This window comes from Martelella sp. AMO21009, assembly GCF_053484295.1.
This window is the reverse complement of sequence record NZ_JBAKFR010000013.1, coordinates 97,419-118,191: the sequence shown is the minus strand read 5'-3', so window position 1 is coordinate 118,191 and position 20,773 is coordinate 97,419. Positions and strand designations below refer to the sequence as shown.

Genomic DNA, 20,773 nt, shown 5'->3' with positions numbered 1-20,773 from the left:
GGTTCACCCCTCTCTGCCCCTGTCGGGGCATCTCCCCCTCAAGGGGGGAGATTGGGGTGCGCCATCGCCGTCGCTGTCAAATCGGCTTCCATTTCGCGCCGATCCGCTCTAATTCAGCGAGTGAACCGCGAAGGAGTGTGACATGGCGAAGAAACCGGTTGAGGAACTGTCCCGCGATGAGGCTGCGGCGGAGCTTGCGAGCCTTGCCGAGGAAATCGCCCGCCACGATGTCGCCTATCACGGCAAGGACGCGCCGGAGATCACCGACGCCGAATATGACGCGCTGAAGCAGCGCAACGATGCGCTAGAGGCGCAGTTTCCCGACCTTCTCCGCGAAGACAGCCCGTCGCGCCGAGTCGGCTCGACGCCTTCAGAGGCGTTCGCGCCGGTGGTGCACGCGGTGCCGATGCTCTCGCTCGGCAATGTGTTTTCCGACGAGGACGTGCAGGACTTCATCGCCTCGGTCTATCGTTTCCTCGGGCATCTGCCGGATAACTCCATCGCTTTCACCGCGGAGCCGAAGATCGACGGGTTGTCGATGTCGCTGCGCTATGAGGACGGCGTGCTCGTCTCCGGCGCCACCCGCGGCGACGGCGCGACGGGGGAAAACGTCACCGCCAATGTCCGCACCATTGGCGAAATCCCGAACCGGTTGCCGAAGGGCGCGCCGGCGGTGGTTGAGGTGCGCGGCGAGATCTACATGGCCAAGAGCGATTTCGCGGCGCTGAATGCGGCGCTCGCCGAGGAGGGCAAGCCCACCTATGTGAACCCGCGCAACACCGCATCGGGCTCGTTGCGTCAGCTCGACCCGCAGGTGACCGCGAAGCGCAAGCTCAGATTCTTTGCCTATGCCTGGGGCGAAATGTCGGAAATGCCGGCCGATACCCAGATGGGCATGGTCGAGACCTTCGAGACATGGGGCTTTCCGGTCAATCCGCTGATGCGGCGGCTTTCCTCCGTCGATGATCTCATCGATCATTACCGCGAGATCGGCGTCCAGCGCGGCGATCTCGACTACGATATCGACGGCGTCGTCTACAAGGTCGACCGGCTCGACCTTCAGGCGCGGCTCGGCTTCCGCTCGCGCTCGCCGCGCTGGGCGACGGCGCACAAGTTCCCGGCCGAACAGGCGATCACGCGGCTTCTCAACATCGATATCCAGGTCGGCCGCACCGGGGCGCTGACGCCGGTGGCGCGGCTGGAGCCGATTACCGTCGGAGGCGTGGTGGTGACCAATGCGACGCTGCACAACGAGGACTATATCGCCGGCAAGGGCTCCGGCGGCGAGCCGATCCGCGAGGGCCGCGATATCCGCATCGGCGACTATGTCATCGTCCAGCGCGCCGGCGACGTCATTCCCCAGATTGTCGATATCGTGCCGGACAAGAGGCCCGAAGATGCCGAGCCCTATCAGTTTCCCGATCACTGCCCGGTCTGCGGGGCGCATGCGGTTCGGGAAATCAACGAGAAGACCGGCAAGCTCGATGCCGTCAGGCGCTGCACGGCCGGGTTCTCGTGCCGGGCGCAGGCGGTCGAGCATCTGAAGCATTTCGTCTCGCGCAATGCCTTCGATATCGAGGGGCTCGGCTCCAAGCAGGTCGATTTCTTCTTCGAGCATGAGGACGAGGCGCTGGCGATCCGCACCGCGCCCGACATTTTCACGCTGGAGCGGCGGCAGGGGGCGGCGCTGACCAAGCTCGAAAATTTCAACGGCTGGGGCAAGACCTCGGTCGCCAATCTCTACGAATCGATCAACGAGCGGCGGACGATCGCGCTTAACCGCTTCATCTTCGCCCTCGGCATCCGCCATGTCGGCGAGACGACGGCCAAGCTGCTGGCGCGCTCCTACGGCTCCTACGAGGCCTTTGAGAAGGCGATGCGCGAGGCGGCAAGCGGCGAGGGCGAGGCCTGGGACGATCTCAACAATATCGACGGCATCGGCGCGGTCGTCGCCCGCGCCATTGCCGAGTTCTTTGCCGAAGAGAATAACACCGATGTCATCGCCCGCCTGCTCAACGAAGTGACCCCTGAGGACGACCAGCAGCGCATCGATACCTCCAGCCCGGTCGCCGGCAAGACGGTTGTCTTCACCGGCACGCTCGAGAAAATGACGCGCGACGAGGCCAAGGCAAAGGCGGAAAGCCTCGGCGCCAAGGTGTCCGGCTCGGTCTCGAAAAAGACGGATATCGTCGTTGCGGGACCCGGCGCCGGCTCGAAGTTGAAGAAAGCCGAGGAGCTCGGCGTTGAGACCATGGATGAGGATGAGTGGCTGGCGCTGATTGGGGGGTAACCCGGCTCGGTTTGGGAGAACACGTGGCCTGCAGCTTGCTCCAAATACTCTCTCCCGCTGGCGGGAGAGATGCCCCGCAAGGGGCAGTGAGGGTGGCGCGGCGTTTCAAATCGCGAGGGCATTCGCGGTGATAGATTCCCCCCTCACTGTCGCTGTCGCGACATCTCTCCCCTCCGGGGCGAGAAGATTGGGGGGCTATGCGGCAGAGGCCACATGTCATCCGGCCGCTTTCTCGCAGGCGGTTCGCTTGCATAGCGTAGGCAACAACCTATCTTGAGAGCATGGATTTTCAGGGAGTTTCGATATGAGGCGGTTTGGTTTTGCGCTTTGCGCGGGTCTGTTGTTTGCGGGCGCCGCGCATGCGGAACAGGTGGGTGAGGTCGGGGTCGACTGGGTCGGCAACGATATCGTCGTCGAAGCCCTGCATGACCCCGAAGTTGACGGCGTGACCTGCCACATTGCCTATTTCGACCGTTCGATCATCGATCGACTGTCCAAGGGCAACTGGTTCGAGGACCCGTCGAATTCCTCGATCGCCTGCCGGCAGACCGGCCCCATAAAGATCGGTGACATCGATCTCGACATGAATGGCGAGGAGGTGTTCCGGGAAGGGCGCTCGCTGATCTTCAAGCAACTCGTCATCAAGCGCATCTACGACAAGGCCAATGAAACGCTGATCTATCTGGCCCATACCCGCGAGATTACCGAGGGCTCTGCCAAGATGTCGATGTCGACCGTGCCGCTTTACGGCCAGGATGTGGTGTGGGAAAACGGCGCGCCGGAATAAGCAGCAGCAGAAGGAGAGCGCCATGAAACTCGAGGCAAGCTGCCAGTGCGGCAAGGTTTCCTATTCGGTGGAGAGCCGAACGCCCTATCCCTATATGCGCTGTTATTGCAGTATCTGCCGCAAACATGCCGGGGCAGGGGGCTACGCCATCAATCTCGGCGCGGACGCCGATACGCTGGAGTTGACGGGCGGCGAGCACAAGCGCTTCTATCACGCCCGCATGCATGACGGCGAAAGCGAGGGCGAGCGGCATTTCTGCGGCAATTGCGGCAGCGCTCTCTATCTCTATGACGAGCGCTGGCCGGAACTGGTGCATCCAATTGCCGCAGCGGTGGATACGCCCTTGCCCCGTCCGCCCGAGATCGTGCATATCATGCTGGACTCCAAGGCCAATTGGGTGGATGTGCCGGAAGGTCCCGGCCACGTTCATTTCGGCGGCTATCCGGAGCTTTCGATCGAGGACTGGCACCGCAAGCACGGTCTTCTGGAGGAATAGGGCGGCGCTTGCCGCGCCGAACAAGGGATAAGCATGAAAACCTTCCGTCGCGTGCTCTGGGCTTCCGTCGCTGTCATCTGCGCGGTGCTGATCTGGCTGGTTTATGAGATCGGCGAGACCAATGAGGAGATGATGAATGTCCCCTTTGGTCCCTCCTTTCAACTCACCGCCGGCGACGGCCAGCCGATCACCGAGCAGGCCTTGCGCGACAAGCCGACCGCGCTGTTCTTCGGCTTTACCCATTGCCCGGAAGTCTGCCCCACAACGCTTTACGAGCTGAACGGCTGGTTGCACGAGGTCGATCCCGATGGCGACAAGATCGACGCCTACTGGATGTCCGTCGATCCCGAGCGTGACACGCCGGAAACCATGGAGCGTTACCTCTCCAACGTCTCCGACCGGATCGAGGCGATTTCGGGCGATCCCGACAAGGTTCGCGCCGCGCTCGACAAGTTCGGAATCTATTACGAGAAAGTCCCGCTCGATCCCGACCAGCCGGATGGCGATTACACGATGAACCACAACGCCTCGGTGTTTCTGCTCGATGATGGCGGGGTGCTGAAGGGCACGATCGCCTATGGCGAAAGCCCGGATGTCGCGGTGAAGAAGCTCGAAAACCTTATCAACTGACGGCCGCAGCCTTGCCATTGCCGGCCGGCGGGCTTATCGCGGATGGCAGGAATTCCAGGAAAGGCCGATCCGTGAGCCAGATCAGACTGTACGTCACCACCAATGAAGCCGGCGCGGGCCAGGTGCTCGATGCGCTTTCGATGGCGCTCGGCGAGGAGCCCTATGCGCTTGCGACCATGGAGATCGACGAGAAGGCCAACCGCTGGGAGGCCTCGGTCTATCTCGACGCGGACGAGGAAGAGGCGCTACGGGCGATCTTTGCGGATGTTGTGAACTCCGTCTTTGGCGAGAGTAGCCCGGAAATCGAGAAGGAAGCGATCGAGGATATCGACTGGATCGCGAAGTCGCTCGAAGGGCTGAAGCCGGTGCGCGCCGGCCGCTTTCTGGTTCACGGTTCGCATGACCGCGACCACCGCCGCGCGGGCGATATCGCCATCGAAATCGAGGCGGGGCAGGCGTTCGGGACCGGGCATCACGGCACCACCAGCGGCTGTTTGGAAATGATCGATACCGTGCTGAAGGCCGAACGGCCGCTGAACGCCCTCGATCTTGGCACGGGCACCGGCGTGCTGGCCATGGCTGCGCGCAAGCTGCGCCCGATCCCGGTTCTCGCCACCGATATCGATCCGGTCGCCGTCAAGGTGGCGCGCGAGAATGCACGGGCGAACGGCATCGTCTCCGGCATCGATTTCGTCACCGCGCCGGGCTTTCACCATGCGGCCTTTGCCGAGTATGCGCCCTTCGATCTGATTATCGCCAATATTCTCGCCCGCCCGCTGATGAAGCTCGCGCCGGGCGTAAAGCGCAATCTCGCGCCGGGCGGCGCCGTGATCCTCTCCGGCATTCTCGTCGAGCAGCGCTGGAAGGTGCTTGCCGCCTACCGCACCCAAGGCATGCGCCACGAGCGCACCTATTGGCGCAATGGCTGGGTGACGTTACTGCTGAGAGGGTAGCCCCTCTCTTTCGGGAAGGCCGTGAGCCGCGGCGCTTGCTCCTAAACCGCAACCCCGATCGCGCTTTCCCGCACTGACATGCGGGCCTGTCGGCGCTGGGCGCGTTCCTGCTGGGGGGAACAGTGGTAGATTTCGCGGTAGCATTTTGAAAAATGCGAGGCGGAGACGAAACCGCAGGCAACCGCGACATCGACGATCGGCATTGTCGATTGCGCCAGCAGACGGCGGGCGCGATCAAGGCGGATTTCGAGATAGTAGCGCGCCGGGGAGCGGCCCATCTCCTGGCGGTAGAGCCGCTCGATCTGGCGGCGCGACAGGCCGACAGCATCGGCGATCTCGATCAGCGACAGCGGCTCGGCGAGATTGGCCTCCATCAGTTCGATGATCTGCAGCACCTTGCCGTTCTGGACGCCGAGACGGGCGCTGAGCGGCAGGCGCTGGCGCTCGGAGGACAGGCGCACCCGGTCGGTGAGCGCCTGTTCGCAGATCGCGTTGACGAGGCCTTCGCCGAATTCCCGGCCGATCAGGTGCAGGATCATGTCGAGCGAGGCGGTGCCGCCGGCCGACGTATAGATGTTGCGGTCGATCACGAAGAGGTCGGCATGGGCGTCGATTTCCGGCCAGGTTTCGGTAAAGCCCGGCATGTTTTCCCAATGGATCGCGCAGCGGCGGCCCTTGAGCAGGCCGGCGCGGGCCAGAAGGTGGGTTCCCGTGCACATCGCGCCGATGCCGCAGCCGCGATTGTTGAGCTCGCGCAGCCAGGCCTCGAAGGATTTGTTGTAGTAGTCCTCGACGTCGATGCCGGAACAGACCAGCACCAGATCAGGGCGTTTTTCGCCCATCAGGGCGCGGCGCTCGTCGGCGAGCGAGGTATCCGGCTCGACGGCGATGCCGCTTGACGAACAGACTTTCAGCCCGCTGTCGGAGGCGATCCGCCAGCGATAGGCCTCGTAGCCGAGCATCCTGTTTGCGATGCGCAGCGCCTCGATCGCGCTGGTAAAGGGCAGCAGCGAGAATTGCGGAACGAGATAAAAGACAAACGATCTTCCCATGATGGACACCGCCGCGCTGAGAGCCGGATTCGACACTTGAGAAAATACAATTTCCGCAAGAAACCGGGTCGCCAATAGTCTGTTTACGACATTGACACAGACAAATGCGGCGGGAAAGAGCACGACAGTTCGAATGGATCGAATTTTCCGGTCGGCCATGCCCTTTCAGGCATAATGGATATGGCCGACCGGTGGGTCCAGATCGTCTCAGTCATGGCGCCAGTAGCGGTCGTCGGAAAAGATATCCTGGCGCAGATGGGGCGGGATCCGCTTGATGTTCTCCTCAAGCTTCTGCTTGCGGGCAAGCTGATCCTGCAGGTTGGCATATCGTGCGAGCGGGGCCACCAGATGGCGTAATATGATGAACAATCCCATGACTTCTCTCCTTCAAGTGCGGGTCATGAGACAAAGGTAGGCGGATTTGACATTCAATCAAACGAAATGTAATCATAGGTTCAGTCAAAAATATTGATCCAAGAGGCCGCCATGACCCTGAGCCTGCAAACGCCGCTCCCGGTTCTCGACAACGACATTCTGCGCACCTTCGTCGCGATCGCGGAGACCGGCAGCTTTTCCGGAGCCGCCGAGCGGGTGTTCAGAACGCCCTCGGCGGTGTCGATGCAGATCAAGCGGCTGGAAGAGGTTGTCGGAGCCTCTCTGTTTGTGCGCGACTCCCGGTCCGTGCGGCTCACCCGCAGCGGCGAGACGTTGTTGTCCTACGCTAGGCGGATGCTGGCGCTTTCCAATGAGGCGATGTCGCGCTTCCGCCATCCCGACATGCACGGCGTGGTGCGGCTCGGCGCGACAGACGATATCGGCGAGCGCATACTGCCGACCGTGCTCAAGCGCTTTGCCGAGGCGTTTCCGAGCGTGATGGTGGATGTCACTATCGACAACTCGAACGGTCTTGCCCAGCGCCTGCGCGAACAGCGGCTCGACCTTACCCTGCTGAACTCCGGCGACCTTCCGGGCAAGGATGATGATGGCGAACTGATCATGCGCGAAAGGCTGGTCTGGGTCGGCGCGAAATGCGGGACGGCCTATCTCAAGGAGCCGTTGCCGGTGTCGATGTGGGAGCAGAGCTGTTGCTGGCGGCATGAGGCTGTGCGCACGCTCGCCGAGGCCGGCCGGCCTTATCGCGTCGCCTATTTGAGCGCGACCACCATGGTTCAGCGCGCGGCCGTTCTCTCCGATCTCGCCGTTGCGCCGATGGCGGCCTATTACGTCACCGACGATATGGAAGTGCTGGGGCCCGACAAGGGGCTTCCCGAACTCGGCTATTACGATATCCGGCTGAGGTTTTCGGATCAGCGCGGCGAGCTGATCGAGGCGGTGGCGGATGCGATCCGCCATGCCCTGCAGCCGACGCAGCTTGCCAATCGGGTTGCCTGACCTGTCTCAGGGAGTCCAGGTAAGCCCTTAGAAAAGCAGCGCAATCAGGGCTCCGGCCGCGACCACGACAAGGGCGGCGAGCAGGATCGATATCACGCCGGTGATGATGCCTATGATCAGGCCGTAACCATCGCGCTCGGTATCCGACAAGCCGATAATGGCCAGCGCGAAGGCCGGCAGCCAGTTGCCGAATGGGATCGGCATGAACACCACCAGCGACAGCAGGAATGCAAACGCGCCGAGCAGGCGTTCCGACCGCCGGGTTTTCAAAAACCAGTGCCGGGGACGCACCGCGCTTTCGATCCAGCGCAGCCAGGGCAATATCCGCTCTTTGAGCGTCAGAAAGCGCGCGCCGTCAATTGAAAACTGGGCAATCCGCTCCGGCAGCCAGACGCGCTTGCGGCGCGATGCCATCATCTGCCAGCTCACGAGGATCAGCGGTATGCCGAGCACCAGCGTCGCGCCCGGCGGCAGCGGTATCAGGTTGGGCACGGCAAACAGCACCAGAAACGCGCCGAAGGACCGCTCGGCCAGCGCCCCGTCGAGCTGATCCAGACTGACGCGGCCATCCGGCCCCGGCTGGAGGCGGGCGAGAATGGCGGAGAGCTTGTCACTGTCTTCCGTGTGGTCGGTCACCGGCGGTTTCCTCTGCTTGGGCACGGAAGAAGGTAGGGTGGCAATGCGGCTTTTGGAAGTGCTACCGGGCGTCTTCGCGGGGTATGGCGACGCCTGTGGAAATCTCCGCTCTCCCTTGTGGATAACGGTGGGAAGATCTGGGGAGAAACTGTGAAGACTTTTTCGCGGTCGGTGCAGAGGAGGGGATAGTTTCGCTCCCGCAAGCATTGGTCCGGAACACGATGGAGTTCTGAACGTTTAGGGGATATCCGAACGAAAAATCAGGAGTTCGCAATGTTTAAAAGTAAGGTCATCGTCGCTTCCATTCTTCTCGCCATGGGCAGCCTGCTCGCCTCCTGCGGCAACACCATCGAAGGCATGGGTCAGGATACGGCGAACGCCATCGATGCGACGCAGAACGCCGGCCAGTCCGTAGACCGCGCTGCAAGCTATTAATAAAAGTCTTTGATTTCGATGAAAAAACCCGAGCCGTGCGCTCGGGTTTTTTGTTTGCGGAAGGCGGTGTCAGATCGCGTTCTGCCAGCCGTGGTAAAATGCGTGATCCGCCATCACCGGCAGGGGTACAGGGCTGTAGGTCTTTGCCGACCAGTATGCCGCCGTGGCGAAATCGAGGCTGTGGCGCGCGTCGGCAAGGGTCAGCGGCAGCGGCGTCTTGGTGCAGATGGCATTATGGAAACCCTGCATCTGGCCCGCAAAGCCGGTGGGCGGCGGAGCGAACTCGGCCAGCGACTCGTCGATCCGGCGTGCGATTTCGTCATTCGCGGGGATAAAGCGCCACGGCGCGTCCTCGGCCGTGAAGTCGGGCCGGCTGTCGGTCTCGATCACCATGTTCTCGAAGCACAGCCGCATGCGGCTCAGCGGCTCGACGGAGCCGAGTGTTGCCGAGGTGGTGGCGAGCGCGCCGCAATGCAGTTCCACGGTCACGCTGGCGCAATCCTCGACCTCGATGCCGCGGTTGACGCGGGTGGCGATGCGGGCGGACAGCGAGCGCACCGGCCCGAGCAGGTAGAACATCAGGTCGTTGGCGTGGATCGCGTGGTTCATCAGCACCCCGCCGAGCGCATCGTTCCAGTGCCGCCGCCAGTCGTGCTCGTAATAATGCGCGTCGCGCAGCCAGTGCACCTCGCAGGTCGCGACATAGGGCTTGCCGGCAATGCCGGTGGCGATCAGATGCTTGGCCTTCTGGGCGCCGTCATTATAGCGATACTGCATGATCGGCATGACATGGCCGCTGGAGCGCGATTCGGCATCGAGCAGCTCATCGATATCGGCAAGCGAGCCGACCAGCGGCTTTTCGCAGATCACATGCTTGCCGGCCTTGAGCGCCGCGAGCATCAGGGGCTTGTGGGTGCCGGGCGGCGTGCAGACGTCGATCACGTCGATATCGTCCATGCCCAGGATTTCAAGATAGTCGGTCTCGCGCCGCTCAATGCCGAACCGGTCGCCGACCGCGTGGAGGTGTCTGGCGTCTATATCGCATATGGCGGCGACTTCGAAGCGCTCCGGGTTTGGAAGGTAACCGCGGCTGATATGCGTTTGGCCGACGCCCAGGCCGACGACGGCGACTTTGAGTTTTCTCGTCATTCCAATGTCCTGTTATGCATATTTCGGACGTTTGCTTTCAATGCCGTTCCGTGCCTTCGGGCGCGGTCAAAGCCTGACGATCCGGCAGGGCGAGGCGCGCGGCGCTGGCAAGGGTTTCGGGGGCCAAAACAAACTCTGTGCAAGAATCATGCTTCCAGCAGGTAACCGCCAGCATTATCCGTTTTCGCGCTGGCGAAGCTTTGTCACTTTATCGCCATGTTCGGGCACTCATGGCAAGCCCCTTGCGTGATTCGATCAGATGCTAAACGATTTTACAAGTGAGCGAAGGCGGCTAAGTTTTTGACTAAAATCAGTTTTCAATGCCCGGCCTCAGTCAGAAAACCTTCGACCATCGCCCTGTAGCCCGATCCGAAAAGCCGGAAATGCACCAGCGCCGGCCAGAGACTATAGACCGCGCGGCGCGTCTCGAGTCCCGGATCGAGCGCGCCATAACGGGCGTAGAACCGGTCGTCGAGATGGCCGAAAAGATGGGCCATCGCCAGATCGACCTCGCGGTCGCCATAATAGCAGGCCGGGTCGATCAGCGCGGTCACGCGACCGCCCGACGTCATCACATTGCCCGACCAGAGGTCACCATGTAGCAGGGCCGGCGGCGGATTGTCGGGAATGATATCGCCCAATCTGGCTGCGAGGCCTTCGACCCGGCTGGCGAGCGGCGTAGGCAGATCCGCGAGGTTGTTGAGCAGGCGGTTGTCGCGCCAGAAAGCAACCCAGGACGCGGTCTCGTCATTGCGGATGGCGACCTTGCCGAAAGAAAAGTCCGCGTTGAAGCCGTAGGGTCTGTGGACCGGGCGGTGCAGGGCGGTCAGAACCCGCGCCAAATCGTCCTCCGCGTCGGAAAACCCGCTGCGGCCCTCGACCTCCTCCATGATCAGCAATGTATCGTCGGCGGCGATCACGGCGGGCGCGGGCGCGCCGGTCGCCGCGATCAGGCGCAACATCTCGGCTTCCAGCGCCGGCGCGGGGCCGGTTTTCACGATGTAGCTCTGTCCATCGTCCGTCACGGCGCGCATCAGCGCGGAAAGGTCGCCGCTTGAAAAATGAGCGAGTTTGACGCTTTCGACGCCGAGCAGGCGGGCAGTATGGTTTGCAATCTGGTTCATCGTCGTTCCGTGGCTGAGCGCGCTCTGGACGCCGGTGGCGATGCTGTCATAAAAGCAGTCACCGCCGTGCGAAGGCTACGGCAATTTACCCGCGGAGTGCAAGAATGGCGATCGAGGACGTAACAACCCGGCTGAGAAACCCCGAGGCGGCGCAGACCGTCATCGCCATCCTCAAGCAGCAGTTTGGCGACAAGGTGCAGACCGGCGAGGCCTTCCGCGCCCAGCATGCCCACACCACCACCTATCTGCCGGCGCAGCTTCCCGACGCCGTGTTCTTTGCCGAAAGCGCCGAGGACGTGAAGGCGGTGGTCAAGGCCTGCGCCGCCCGCAAGGTGCCGGTGATACCCTTCGGCACGGGCTCCTCGCTGGAGGGGCAGGTGAACGCGCCGGAGGGCGGCATCTCGATCGATTTTTCGCGGATGAACCGCGTGCTGGCGGTCAATGCCGAGGATCTCGACTGCACGGTCGAGCCCGGCATCACCCGCGAGGAGCTGAACGCATATCTGCGCGACACCGGCCTGTTCTTCCCGATCGATCCGGGCGCCAATGCCTCGATCGGCGGCATGGCCTCCACCCGCGCCTCCGGCACCAATGCGGTGCGCTACGGCACGATGAAGGACGTGGTGCTGGCGGTAACCGCGGTGACGGCGGATGGCGAGGAGATCACCACCGCCAGCCGCGCGCGCAAATCCTCGGCGGGTTATGACCTGACGCGGCTTCTCGTCGGCGCGGAGGGCACGCTCGGCGTGATCACTTCGGTGACGCTGAAGCTCGCCGGCATACCGGAAAAGATCGCGGGCGGCGTTTCTTCCTTCGCCACGCTGGAAGATGCCTGCAATGCTGTGATCATGACCATCCAGATGGGCATTCCGGTCGCCCGCATCGAGCTGCTGGATGCGTTGCAGGTCAAGGCCTGCAATGCCTATTCCGGCCTCGATTTTCCCGAAACGCCGCTGCTGCTGCTGGAATTTCACGGCAGCGAGCAGGCGGTCGCCATGCAGTCGGAGCAGTTCGCGGAGATCGCCGCCGAATGCGGTGGTTCGGAATTCGTCTGGACGGCCAATGCCGAAGAGCGCAACCGTCTGTGGAAGGCGCGCCACAACGCCTATTGGGCGGGCAGGGCGTTGAAGCCGGACTATGAGGGCTTTTCCACCGATGTCTGCGTGCCGATCTCGCGCCTTGCAGATTGCGTGCGCGAGACTCAGGAAGATATCGCGGAGCAGGGGATTCTCGCCCCGGTGGTGGGCCATGCCGGCGACGGCAACTTCCACCTTCTGGTTCTGTTCGACAAGGACAAGCCGGGCGAGATCGAGAAGATCGAGGCCTTCACCGTCCGCCTTGCCGAGCGCGCGATCGCCATGGGCGGCACGTCCACCGGCGAGCACGGCGTCGGCCAGGGCAAGAAACGCGTTGTCGGCAAGGAGCTTGGAAGCGCGGTCGCCATGATGCGCGCGATCAAGCAGGCGCTTGACCCGGACAATATCTTCAATCCCGGCAAGATATTCTGATTGCAGGCGTCGCGGATTAACGCGGGAAAAGTGTATATCGCATTCGATCAGAACCGGAGCCCGAACTGGTCTGCCTTTCTACCCTGTGCTAGGTTCTGGCCAATGCGGCCGGAGCCGCAAACGCAAGTGACAGAGGAATAGCAGGTTTGCTGGCACGAATACTGGTTATCATTGGCGCTTTTCTGGTTTTCGTCCTCTGTGTCGCGCTGGTTGCTCCCTATTTCATCGACTGGAGCAGCTTCCGGCGGGAATTCGAGGTGCAGGCGAGCCGGGTGGTCGGCAAGAAGGTCGAAGTGCTCGGCGATGTCGATGTTCGCATCCTGCCGTTTCCGGCCATCACCATGCACGATGTCAGCGTCGGCCGCGATGCCGCCGGCACGCCGCTTGCCACGGCTGAATCATTCTCGATGGATGCGGAACTTGCACCCTTCCTCAGCGGCGAGATGCGCATTTTCAAGATGCAGCTCGAGCGCCCCGTCTTCAATCTCTCGCTTGACGAGGAGGGCGCGCTGGCGTGGACCGATACCGGCGAAAGTTCGATCGCCGCCCGTCGCGTTGTCTTCGAGGATGTCGAGATCAGCGATGGCGAGATCCGCCTTTCCGATGCGGCGAGCGGGCGGGTGCGCAGCCTGACCGATATCGATGCCATGCTTTCCGCCAACGCCATCGAGGGGCCGTGGCGCATGGAAGGGACGGGCGTTCTCGACGGCCGCGCCGGAAGCTTTAGCATCCTCACCGGCCGTCCCGACCCCGAAGCCCGGTCGGTGCGGGTGCGGCTGTCGGCGACGCCTGCGGAGTGGCCGCTGTCTGCGACCATGGAAGGCGATGTCTCGCTTGCGACCGGGGCGCCGGTCTATGCCGGCGACTTCCGCCTTGCCGTGACGAGCGACGGCGAACAGGACGTGCCGCCGCCGCGCGTTGCCGGGAAATTCGAGCTTACAAACAACTCGTTTTCGGTGCCGGAATACCGGCTAGAGGTCGGAACCCGCGTCGATCCCTATGTGATCTCGGGCGAGGGCAATTTCGACACGCGGCCGGGCGGCACCTTCCTGCTGACGGCCAATGGCCAGCAGTTCAATGTCGAGCGGCTTTCCGATTACGACACCAATCTGAAGAAGGGCCGGGTCGCGCCGCCGAGCGCGCGCGAGCGGCTCGACGTGCTGATCGGCTTCATCCGTGACGTGCCGATCCCGCAATTGCCGGGCAAGGTTACGTTCCGCCTGCCGGCGCTGGTCTCCGGCGACACGACCATTCGCTCGATCGTGCTCGACGCCTCTCCGGATGGCGATGGCTGGCGGATCGAAAACGGCTCGGCGATCCTGCCCGGGCGCACCCAGGTGGAGGCGTCCGGTCGCCTCGCCGTCGGCGAGACGACGGATTTTTCGGGCTCGCTTCTGGTTGCCTCGCGCCAGCCGAGCGGGCTTTCGCAATGGCTGACGGGCAAGGTCAGCCCGGAAATCCGCGAACTCGACCGCGCCGGCTTTTCCGCCGATGTGATCCTGACGCCGCAGACCCAGGCGTTCGAAAACCTGCAGATCGTCGCGGGCGATGCCGTGCTGGATGGCACCCTGTCGCGACAGGCGGACGGCGCGGCCACGCCGACGCTCGATTTCGACCTCTCCGGCAATGTCATCGATCTGAACGCGCTGCGCGCCCTTGCCGGGTTGATGGTGGGCGAGGATATCGATACCGGCCTCAGCCAGCACCGCATTCACGCGACACTCAGGGCCGGCGCGGTCAACGCCTTCGACCTCACGGCCAATGTGATCGATACGGACTTCACCTATCAGGCCGGCGCGGTGACGATCGACAGCCTGAAGATCGAAGATCTCGCAGGCGCGGCGATCACGCTTTCGGGACAGGCGCAGACGATGCGGGACATGCCGACCGGCTCCGCCCGCCTGACGCTTTCCGCCGACGACATTACCGATTTCGTGGCGATGCTGCGCCAGCGGGCCGGCGATCACCCGCTGCTGACGATGCTGGGCGATGGCGCGCTCTGGTACAAAGATACCAATCTGGAGGCGGACTTGACCTTCGGGCAGGATGGCACCGCGGTCGCCGCCGTGATCCAGGGCAGCGCCAATGGCAGCCGCATTTCGGGCTCGTGGCGGATGGACTCGCTCCTGGGGCAGGGCGGCATCAGCGGCCAGCTTCAGGCCTCGAACCCGGATGCAGCGGTGCTCTTCGGGCAGGCGGGCCTGATGCCGCTGCCGATCCCGGCGCCGGCGGGCGCGCAGCTGTCGCTTTCCGTCGATCGCGACGGTGCCGAAGGGCCGGCCACCATCGGCTTTCGCGCGGCAAGCGGCGAGACCCGGTTCTCCGCCAGCGGCGAGGCGAGCCTCGCGGCGGGCGATTTCCTGAACGGCCGTTATTCGGTTTCGCTCGAAAGTCCCGATCTGGAACCCTATCTGGCGATGAACGCCTTTGCCGTTCCCGGCACGGCCTTCGGGGTGCCGGTGTCGCTGAAGGCGGCGCTCGATATCGACGAGGAGGCCTATACGCTTTCGGCCATTGACGGAACGCTCGACAATAACGGCGTCGCCGGCCGGCTTTCGCTCGCAAGGGGCGGGCCGGTGGCCTCGCTGGACGGCGCGCTAGCGCTCGACCGGCTCGACATGGCCTGGCTGACGGAGGCCGTGTTCGGGCCCGATTTCACCGATGCCGAGGGCAATCTCTCGGATGTGCCGTTCGACCGCGCCTATTTCGGAACGGCGGAGGCGAGCGTGGACCTGCAGGCGGGCGCCTTCGATATCGGTCTTGCCGAACCGGTGACCGGCATGGGCGGTAAGCTCGACTTCCGCGGCGGCGGGATGGCGCTCAACGGGCTGTCGGGCCGGCTGATGGGCGGCACGCTTTCCGGCGACATGAGGCTCGGCAACACCGACGGCAATGGCTATTTCCAGGCCCAGCTCAATCTTGAGGACGCGACCCTGTCCGACGATCTCTGGGTGGCCGACGGCACCTCCGTCGTCTCCGGTGCGTTCGATCTCGGCCTTGTGGTGGAGACCACCGCCGATACCGCGCGAGGACTGAAATCGCAGGCAAGCGGCTCCGGCATCGTCACGCTGAAGTCGCCGACCTTCAACGGCCTCGCTCTCGGCTTCAGGGACGAGCTTCTCGCCTGGGCGGATGCTCAGGGCACCGAGATCACCAATGAGGCGATCGAGGCGGAAGTGCGCGCGCTGCTCTTTGGCGGCGGCAGCTTCCAGGCGGGCGATATCGCCATTCCGTTTGCGATCACAGACGGAACGCTGCAGGCGCGCAATGTGCTGGTCGATCTGCCCGAGGCCAGCGTCTACGCGGCGATGGAGGCCGATCTGGACACGCGTGATCTCAACGCCGCGCTCGATGTCGCGCTCAAGCTTGGCGACGAGGGCGAGGAGGGTGCAAGGGCCGGCTTCACGATCGGCTTCAATGGTCCGCTCGACGCGCCGGACCGGACGCTTGATCTCACCGAGATCGACAATTATCTGGCGCTGAGGGCGGTCGAGCGCGAACGCGAACGCGTGGAACGCCTGCAGGCCGACATTCTCGAAAAGCAGCGCCTGCGGCGTGAGGCAGCGCTTTACCAGGGACGAGAGGAGGCGCGCGAGCGTCAGCGTCAGGAGGAGGCGGAACGGCAGCGCCGGGAAGAGGAGGCGCGCCGCGCCGCCGAGGCCGCCCGCAACGCCGAGGCGGGTGCCGCCGGTGAGCCTACGGATCAGGCATCGCCGGGCGGCGCCGGCGAGACTGCGCCCGATCAGCCGGTGGAAGCCGCGCCAATTTCCGCCGCGCCGGCAGAGGTCGTTCCCGAAGCGCCGGAGAAGAGCGATTGGGATCGGCTGATCGAATCGATCATCGACGGGGCGGATGAAGTGCGTCAGGAGAGCGCGCCCAGCCCCTGAGCGCTTCCGTCAAAATATCGCCGGTATTGCGGGGCATGTGAGGCGCAAACCGTGCATCGTCGGATTGGCCACGCGCTGGGCAATGTTCTTTTTGCCGCAGCCAGGCGCTATGGATTCGGCAAGGTTGTCACGGTAAAACAATGCGGTAGAGCCACAGTGGGCTGATCGAATGAAGGCAGGCAGGCATGAAAATGGTAAAGCGCAGGTTTTTGATCGGGCTTGGTTGGGTGATGGTGGCGCTTGCCCTTGTCGGCGCGGCCCTGCCCGTAATGCCGACCGTGCCGTTCCTGATCGTTGCCGCCGCCGCCTTCGCCCGGTCCTCTCCGGAGCTTGAGGCAAAGCTGATGAACCATCCGCATTTCGGCCCTCATCTCGGCCGCTGGCGGCGCGAGGGCGCGATCTCGCTACCGGCCAAACTGCTTGCCGTGGCGGCCATGGGCTGCAGCATGGTCTCGGTTCTGCTGTTTGCCGGCGCATGGCCGTGGCTGCAGGCCGGCGTCGCGATCGTGCTCGCCTGTTGCGCGCTTTACGTCCTCACCCGCCCTTCGCCGTCCAGAATGGCTGCAGACGGCTGATCTCCCCGCATTTTAGCTGTTTTCCCGCGCCCTTGCCGCCGGCGCTTTCGACCAGTCCGGCTTGCTGATGCTCTGACGCGGCTTTGAGCCGGCATTGTCGATGCGGGCGAGAACGGCGCGGGCGAGTTCGCGGCCGGCCTGGCTGAAATCCTCGCTCATGGCGATGAGTTCCGGGTTGATCCAGTTCAGGAAATCGGCCGGCTGCTTCGCCACCACGTCGACCTCGCGGCCAAGCGTCAGGTTGCAGTCTCTCAGCGCAGCCATGATCGGAATCGCGCTGCTGCCGCTGCAGGCGATGATGCTGTCGGGCGGATGGCTGGAGCGCAGCGTCGCAAGCACGCCCTTGCGGATGTCGGGCAGGGCGGAATCGGTCGAGATCGATGTCAGCGGCGTCTCCTGCAGGGAGAACTGGCTGAGGCCGCGTTCGAAGCCGGAGCGGAAATACTTGTAATAGGTCAGGTGGCTCGGCGGCTGCAGGCTGACGATCCGCTTGCGGCCGCGCTTCGCCAGCATCTCCACGGCATCGAATGCATAGGCGTCATTGTCGAAATCGTGAAACGGATAGTCGATATCGCCTTCTGTGCGGCCATGGGCGGCAAACGGCATGCCGCGTTCCCGCAACAGCTTGATGCGGGCGTCGTCGGGCTCGATGCGCGAAATGATCACGCCATCGGCCGAGCCGGTGTCGAGGATGTAGCGCACCGGCGCCATCTGATCGTGATGGATCGGCTGCGGCATCAGCACGAGATGATAGGGCGTGTCGGCCAGGATTTCCGAGATGCCGAAGATCATCTGGCCGGCCATACCCATGATTTCCTCTTCCAGGTTGAGGATGAGGGCAATGACATTGGTCTTGCCGGTCCGAAGCCTGACGCCGGCGCGATTCGGCATGTAGCCGAGCTGCTTGGCCACCAGTCGCACCCGCTCCTTGGTATGCTCGGCGATGTCCGGCGCATCCTTCAGCGCGCGCGAAACGGTGGTGACGCCGAGCCCGGTCATATAGGCGATGGTCTTCAACGTCGGCCGGGCGTTCGCGGTCTCGCCTGCGCGGCTCTCTGTTCGGCCTTCTGTGCGGCTTGTCGTCGGTTTCATTGCGTCTCCTCATTCGCCGGCAACCGGACATGATTGCAAACGCGCTTTGCCGCGCGAAACTGGTCGCGCGTCCCGGCTCGTCTGCGTCTCGAGGTTGCACCTCTTCCGCCTCGCCCTGAACAGCCCCGCCTGTCGCCGACACTTATAGCGTCTCCCGGCAATCCATGCGCAAAAAAAAGCGCTGTCTGCCATGCGTCAAGCGGCCTCCTCCCGTCCAGGAAAGGGGATGAGAGCAATGTAGCGCGGCAAGAGCTGAAACGATACAGAAAAGTGTTTCTGGCCCTTCGAGCCCCTGATTTTCAAGGCGTAGGCGCGGTCATGACGCATAGGTCACCACATTGTGTGCATTAGCGAACAAGTGCCGTTTCGCAAGCCGATTTTCTACAAAAAATTCAATTAAAATAGTGATTTGATGGATTCTTTGCATCGCAATAGAGCATGCAGTAGGGGTGCGTAAGATTCCGACTAAAGTCGTACGGAAACAAAAACTTCGACAAAAAGGTTGCCAGCTTCCGGGAATTTGAATACCGTTTTCCGGCAACGTTTCAGTTGGGAGGACAAGATGAAACATGCACTTCTCACCGCAGCACTCGCTGCCGGCGTCGCGATGCCGCTTTCCGCCAGCGCGACCGATCTCGAAGTAACCCATTGGTGGACCTCCGGCGGCGAGGCTGCCGCCGTGAAGGTTCTTGCCGACAATTTCAACGAGACGGGCAATACGTGGGTCGACAGCGCCATCGCCGGTTCCGGCACCACTGCCAACCCGATCATCGTCAGCCGCATTCTCGGCGGCAACCCCATGGGCGCGACCCAGATGAACACCGGCCGCGATGCCGAGGAGCTCATCAAGGCGGGCCTGATGCTCGATCTGACCGAGCTTGCCGAGAAGGAAGACTGGGCCAGCAAGATCCGCCCGGCCAAGCTTCTCGAAGCCTGCGAATATGACGGCCGCATCTATTGCGTTCCGATCAACATCCACTCCTGGCAGTGGATGTGGCTGAACCGCCATGTGTTCGAGGATAACGGTATTCCGGTCCCGACCAACTGGGCCGAGCTGGTGGAAGCCGCGCCGAAGCTTCGCGACGCCGGCGTCGTTCCGCTTGCCACCGGCCAGCCCTGGCAGGTCGACGGCATCCGCAACGTGATGCAGGTCGCCATCGGCGGCGTCGACAACTATCTCGCCGTCAATGGCGACAAGGATCCCGAAGCGGTGATGAGCGATGAGAACCGCGCCATCTGGGAAGCCTTCGCGCAGGCCCGCACCATGGTTGATGATGCATATTCCGGCCGCGACTGGAACGTGGCCACCAATATGGTTATCCAGGGCGATGCCGCGGCCCAGATCATGGGTGACTGGGCGCAGGGCGAGTTCGCTCAGGCCGGCCAGGAAGCCGGCGTCGACTATGATTGCCTGCCGGGCCTCGGCAACAACCCGGTTCTCGATACCGGCGGCGATGCGTTCTACTTCCCGAAGACGGATGACCCGGATATCACAGCCGCCCAGCTCGAGCTCGCCTCCATGCTGGTCTCGCCCGAAACCCAGGTCGAGTTCAATCTGGTCAAGGGCTCGCTGCCGGTGCGCGGCGATGTCGATCTGGAAGCCGCCAATGCCTGCATGAAGAAGGGTATCGAGATTCTCGCCAACCCCGAAAACGTGCTGCCCTCGACCGAGCAGCTGCTCGACTCCGATACGCAGGGTCAGATCACCGACCTCGCGCTCGAATTCTTCTCCTCCGACATGTCGGTCGACGAAGCGATGGAGCGCCAGCAGGAAATCATCGAACAGGCAATGTAATTTGCCCGGTTGAGCGGCGGGGCGGATCTATCCGCTCCGCCTTTCTTTCTGCACCAATCTCGTGAGGGGAGCAGCAATGGCTGATGTCGCTCGCCGTCCCATGGGCCTGTTCAAGAACCTGAACGCCAAGATCGCGGCCATACCGATGATGCTCACCGCGGTGGTCATCTTCATCGGTTGCACCGCCTGGACGGTCATCTATTCATTCACCGATTCAAGGCTTCTGCCGAGCGAGAACTTCGTCGGTTTCGCGCAGTATGATCGCCTGTTCGACACCACGCGCTGGAATGTCGCGATCGTCAACCTGATGATCTATGGCGGGCTGAGCCTGGTCTTCTCTTTCGTCGTGGGCTTCATTCTGGCAACGCTGCTCGACCAGAAGATCCGCTTCGAGAACACCTTTCGGACCATCTTTCTCTATCCCTTCGCGCTTTCCTTCATCGTCACCGGTCTGGTGTGGCAATGGATCCTTGATCCCGGCCTTGGCCTGCCGAAATTTCTCGATGAACTCGGGCTGCCCGGCGGCGACCTCGCGCTGCTCGGCAACAAGCACACGGTGATCTACGCGCTGGTGATCGCCGGCCTGTGGCAGGGCACGGGGCTTGTCATGGTGCTGATGCTGGCGGGGCTTCGCGGCATCGACACCGAGATCTGGAAGGCCTCGAAGATCGACGGCATCCCGGCATGGCGCACCTATATCTTCATCGTCATCCCGATGATGCGCGGCGTATTCGTCACCACGCTGGTGATCGTCGCCTCCGGCATCGTCCGGGTCTACGACCTTGTCGTCGCCATGACCCAAGGGGGACCCGGCTTCGCCTCCGAAGTGCCCGCGAAATATGTCTACGACCTGATGTTCCAGCGCGGCAATATCGGGCAGGGGCTGGCGGCATCCACCGTCATGCTGGTCACTGTGTTCATCATCCTCGTGCCCTGGGCATTGATGGAATTCAGAGGCAAGAAGAGGTAGCA

18 protein-coding genes are annotated in these 20,773 nt (G+C 63.0%); 12 read left to right on the top strand and 6 right to left on the bottom strand.

Annotated features, from left to right (window positions below):
- Positions 1-142 precede the first annotated feature (142 nt).
- The 5 genes from ligA to V6766_RS15280 all read left to right on the top strand — a co-directional run bounded on the left by ligA (position 143) and on the right by V6766_RS15280 (position 5,156).
- Entirely contained in the window at positions 143-2,290 is a 2,148-nt protein-coding gene (ligA, locus tag V6766_RS15300) for an NAD-dependent DNA ligase LigA (RefSeq protein ID WP_448467854.1), read from the top strand.
- Between the two features lie 304 nt (positions 2,291-2,594).
- Positions 2,595-3,077 carry a CreA family protein gene (locus tag V6766_RS15295; protein WP_448467852.1) on the top strand — a complete coding sequence of 161 codons (483 nt, stop codon included), beginning with the start codon at positions 2,595-2,597 and terminating at the stop codon, positions 3,075-3,077.
- 22 nt (positions 3,078-3,099) lie between these two features.
- Positions 3,100-3,573: a GFA family protein gene (locus V6766_RS15290; protein ID WP_448467850.1), complete on the top strand. Its 474-nt coding sequence runs from the start codon at positions 3,100-3,102 to the stop codon at positions 3,571-3,573.
- Positions 3,574-3,606: 33 nt separating this feature from the next.
- Positions 3,607-4,203: an SCO family protein gene (locus V6766_RS15285; protein WP_448467848.1), complete on the top strand. Its 597-nt coding sequence runs from the start codon at positions 3,607-3,609 to the stop codon at positions 4,201-4,203.
- A gap of 71 nt (positions 4,204-4,274) precedes the next feature.
- Complete coding sequence (locus V6766_RS15280; RefSeq protein WP_448467846.1) at positions 4,275-5,156, top strand: 50S ribosomal protein L11 methyltransferase; 882 nt, start codon at positions 4,275-4,277, stop codon at positions 5,154-5,156.
- 41 nt (positions 5,157-5,197) lie between these two features.
- Here the strand turns inward: V6766_RS15280 and V6766_RS15275 are convergent, their stop codons facing one another.
- Together V6766_RS15275 and V6766_RS15270 are read right to left on the bottom strand one after the other, a co-directional pair.
- A complete protein-coding gene (locus tag V6766_RS15275; protein WP_448467844.1) occupies positions 5,198-6,208 on the bottom strand; it encodes a GlxA family transcriptional regulator in 1,011 nt (336 codons plus the stop codon).
- A gap of 207 nt (positions 6,209-6,415) precedes the next feature.
- Positions 6,416-6,583, bottom strand: coding sequence for a hypothetical protein (locus tag V6766_RS15270; RefSeq protein ID WP_448467842.1), 168 nt, complete (start codon positions 6,581-6,583; stop codon positions 6,416-6,418).
- A gap of 111 nt (positions 6,584-6,694) precedes the next feature.
- Between V6766_RS15270 and V6766_RS15265 the strand changes: the two genes are divergently transcribed.
- A complete protein-coding gene (locus V6766_RS15265) occupies positions 6,695-7,600 on the top strand; it encodes a LysR family transcriptional regulator (protein ID WP_448467840.1) in 906 nt (301 codons plus the stop codon).
- A 27-nt stretch (positions 7,601-7,627) separates the two neighbouring features.
- On the opposite strand, the gene V6766_RS15260 is transcribed toward V6766_RS15265, so the two are convergent.
- Positions 7,628-8,236 (bottom strand): exopolysaccharide biosynthesis protein, encoded by a 609-nt coding sequence (locus V6766_RS15260; protein ID WP_448467838.1) that lies wholly within the window; start codon positions 8,234-8,236, stop codon positions 7,628-7,630.
- A 315-nt stretch (positions 8,237-8,551) separates the two neighbouring features.
- Here V6766_RS15260 and V6766_RS15255 point away from each other — a divergent pair, with 315 nt between their 5' ends.
- The gene (locus V6766_RS15255) at positions 8,552-8,671 is read left to right on the top strand and encodes an entericidin domain-containing protein (RefSeq protein ID WP_085986587.1); all 120 of its coding nucleotides are present in this window, start codon (positions 8,552-8,554) and stop codon (positions 8,669-8,671) included.
- A 69-nt stretch (positions 8,672-8,740) separates the two neighbouring features.
- Here V6766_RS15255 and V6766_RS15250 read toward each other — a convergent pair whose 3' ends face one another.
- A complete protein-coding gene (locus tag V6766_RS15250; protein WP_448467831.1) occupies positions 8,741-9,820 on the bottom strand; it encodes a Gfo/Idh/MocA family protein in 1,080 nt (359 codons plus the stop codon).
- Between the two features lie 317 nt (positions 9,821-10,137).
- Positions 10,138-10,944, bottom strand: coding sequence for a fructosamine kinase family protein (locus V6766_RS15245; protein ID WP_448467829.1), 807 nt, complete (start codon positions 10,942-10,944; stop codon positions 10,138-10,140).
- Positions 10,945-11,048: 104 nt separating this feature from the next.
- Here V6766_RS15245 and V6766_RS15240 point away from each other — a divergent pair, with 104 nt between their 5' ends.
- The 3 genes from V6766_RS15240 (at position 11,049) to V6766_RS15230 (ending at position 16,914) form a co-directional block, all read left to right on the top strand.
- Complete coding sequence (locus V6766_RS15240; protein ID WP_448467827.1) at positions 11,049-12,452, top strand: FAD-binding oxidoreductase; 1,404 nt, start codon at positions 11,049-11,051, stop codon at positions 12,450-12,452.
- Positions 12,453-12,598: 146 nt separating this feature from the next.
- On the top strand, positions 12,599-16,339 hold the full coding sequence (locus V6766_RS15235) for an AsmA family protein (RefSeq protein ID WP_448467825.1): 3,741 nt from the start codon (positions 12,599-12,601) through the stop codon (positions 16,337-16,339).
- 185 nt (positions 16,340-16,524) lie between these two features.
- Positions 16,525-16,914 (top strand): YbaN family protein, encoded by a 390-nt coding sequence (locus tag V6766_RS15230; RefSeq protein ID WP_448467824.1) that lies wholly within the window; start codon positions 16,525-16,527, stop codon positions 16,912-16,914.
- Between the two features lie 12 nt (positions 16,915-16,926).
- On the opposite strand, the gene V6766_RS15225 is transcribed toward V6766_RS15230, so the two are convergent.
- On the bottom strand, positions 16,927-18,006 hold the full coding sequence (locus tag V6766_RS15225) for a LacI family transcriptional regulator (RefSeq protein ID WP_448467822.1): 1,080 nt from the start codon (positions 18,004-18,006) through the stop codon (positions 16,927-16,929).
- A 562-nt stretch (positions 18,007-18,568) separates the two neighbouring features.
- Between V6766_RS15225 and V6766_RS15220 the strand changes: the two genes are divergently transcribed.
- The gene (locus V6766_RS15220; RefSeq protein WP_448467820.1) at positions 18,569-19,801 is read left to right on the top strand and encodes an ABC transporter substrate-binding protein; all 1,233 of its coding nucleotides are present in this window, start codon (positions 18,569-18,571) and stop codon (positions 19,799-19,801) included.
- 76 nt (positions 19,802-19,877) lie between these two features.
- Positions 19,878-20,771 carry a carbohydrate ABC transporter permease gene (locus tag V6766_RS15215; protein WP_448467818.1) on the top strand — a complete coding sequence of 298 codons (894 nt, stop codon included), beginning with the start codon at positions 19,878-19,880 and terminating at the stop codon, positions 20,769-20,771.
- The last annotated feature ends 2 nt before the right edge of the window (positions 20,772-20,773 follow it).

Excerpts from the sequence above, each read along its gene's own strand:
- ligA (WP_448467854.1), top strand. The coding sequence starts at position 143 with ATGGCGAAGAAACCGGTTGAGGAACTGTCCCGCGATGAGGCTGCGGCG.
- V6766_RS15295 (WP_448467852.1), top strand. The coding sequence starts at position 2,595 with ATGAGGCGGTTTGGTTTTGCGCTTTGCGCGGGTCTGTTGTTTGCGGGC.
- V6766_RS15290 (WP_448467850.1), top strand. The coding sequence starts at position 3,100 with ATGAAACTCGAGGCAAGCTGCCAGTGCGGCAAGGTTTCCTATTCGGTG.
- V6766_RS15285 (WP_448467848.1), top strand. The coding sequence starts at position 3,607 with ATGAAAACCTTCCGTCGCGTGCTCTGGGCTTCCGTCGCTGTCATCTGC.
- V6766_RS15275 (WP_448467844.1), bottom strand. The coding sequence starts at position 6,208 with ATGGGAAGATCGTTTGTCTTTTATCTCGTTCCGCAATTCTCGCTGCTG.
- V6766_RS15270 (WP_448467842.1), bottom strand. The coding sequence starts at position 6,583 with ATGGGATTGTTCATCATATTACGCCATCTGGTGGCCCCGCTCGCACGA.
- V6766_RS15265 (WP_448467840.1), top strand. The coding sequence starts at position 6,695 with ATGACCCTGAGCCTGCAAACGCCGCTCCCGGTTCTCGACAACGACATT.
- V6766_RS15255 (WP_085986587.1), top strand. The coding sequence starts at position 8,552 with ATGGGCAGCCTGCTCGCCTCCTGCGGCAACACCATCGAAGGCATGGGT.
- V6766_RS15250 (WP_448467831.1), bottom strand. The coding sequence starts at position 9,820 with ATGACGAGAAAACTCAAAGTCGCCGTCGTCGGCCTGGGCGTCGGCCAA.
- V6766_RS15245 (WP_448467829.1), bottom strand. The coding sequence starts at position 10,944 with ATGAACCAGATTGCAAACCATACTGCCCGCCTGCTCGGCGTCGAAAGC.
- V6766_RS15240 (WP_448467827.1), top strand. The coding sequence starts at position 11,049 with ATGGCGATCGAGGACGTAACAACCCGGCTGAGAAACCCCGAGGCGGCG.
- V6766_RS15230 (WP_448467824.1), top strand. The coding sequence starts at position 16,525 with ATGAAAATGGTAAAGCGCAGGTTTTTGATCGGGCTTGGTTGGGTGATG.
- V6766_RS15225 (WP_448467822.1), bottom strand. The coding sequence starts at position 18,006 with ATGAAACCGACGACAAGCCGCACAGAAGGCCGAACAGAGAGCCGCGCA.
- V6766_RS15220 (WP_448467820.1), top strand. The coding sequence starts at position 18,569 with ATGAAACATGCACTTCTCACCGCAGCACTCGCTGCCGGCGTCGCGATG.
- V6766_RS15215 (WP_448467818.1), top strand. The coding sequence starts at position 19,878 with ATGGCTGATGTCGCTCGCCGTCCCATGGGCCTGTTCAAGAACCTGAAC.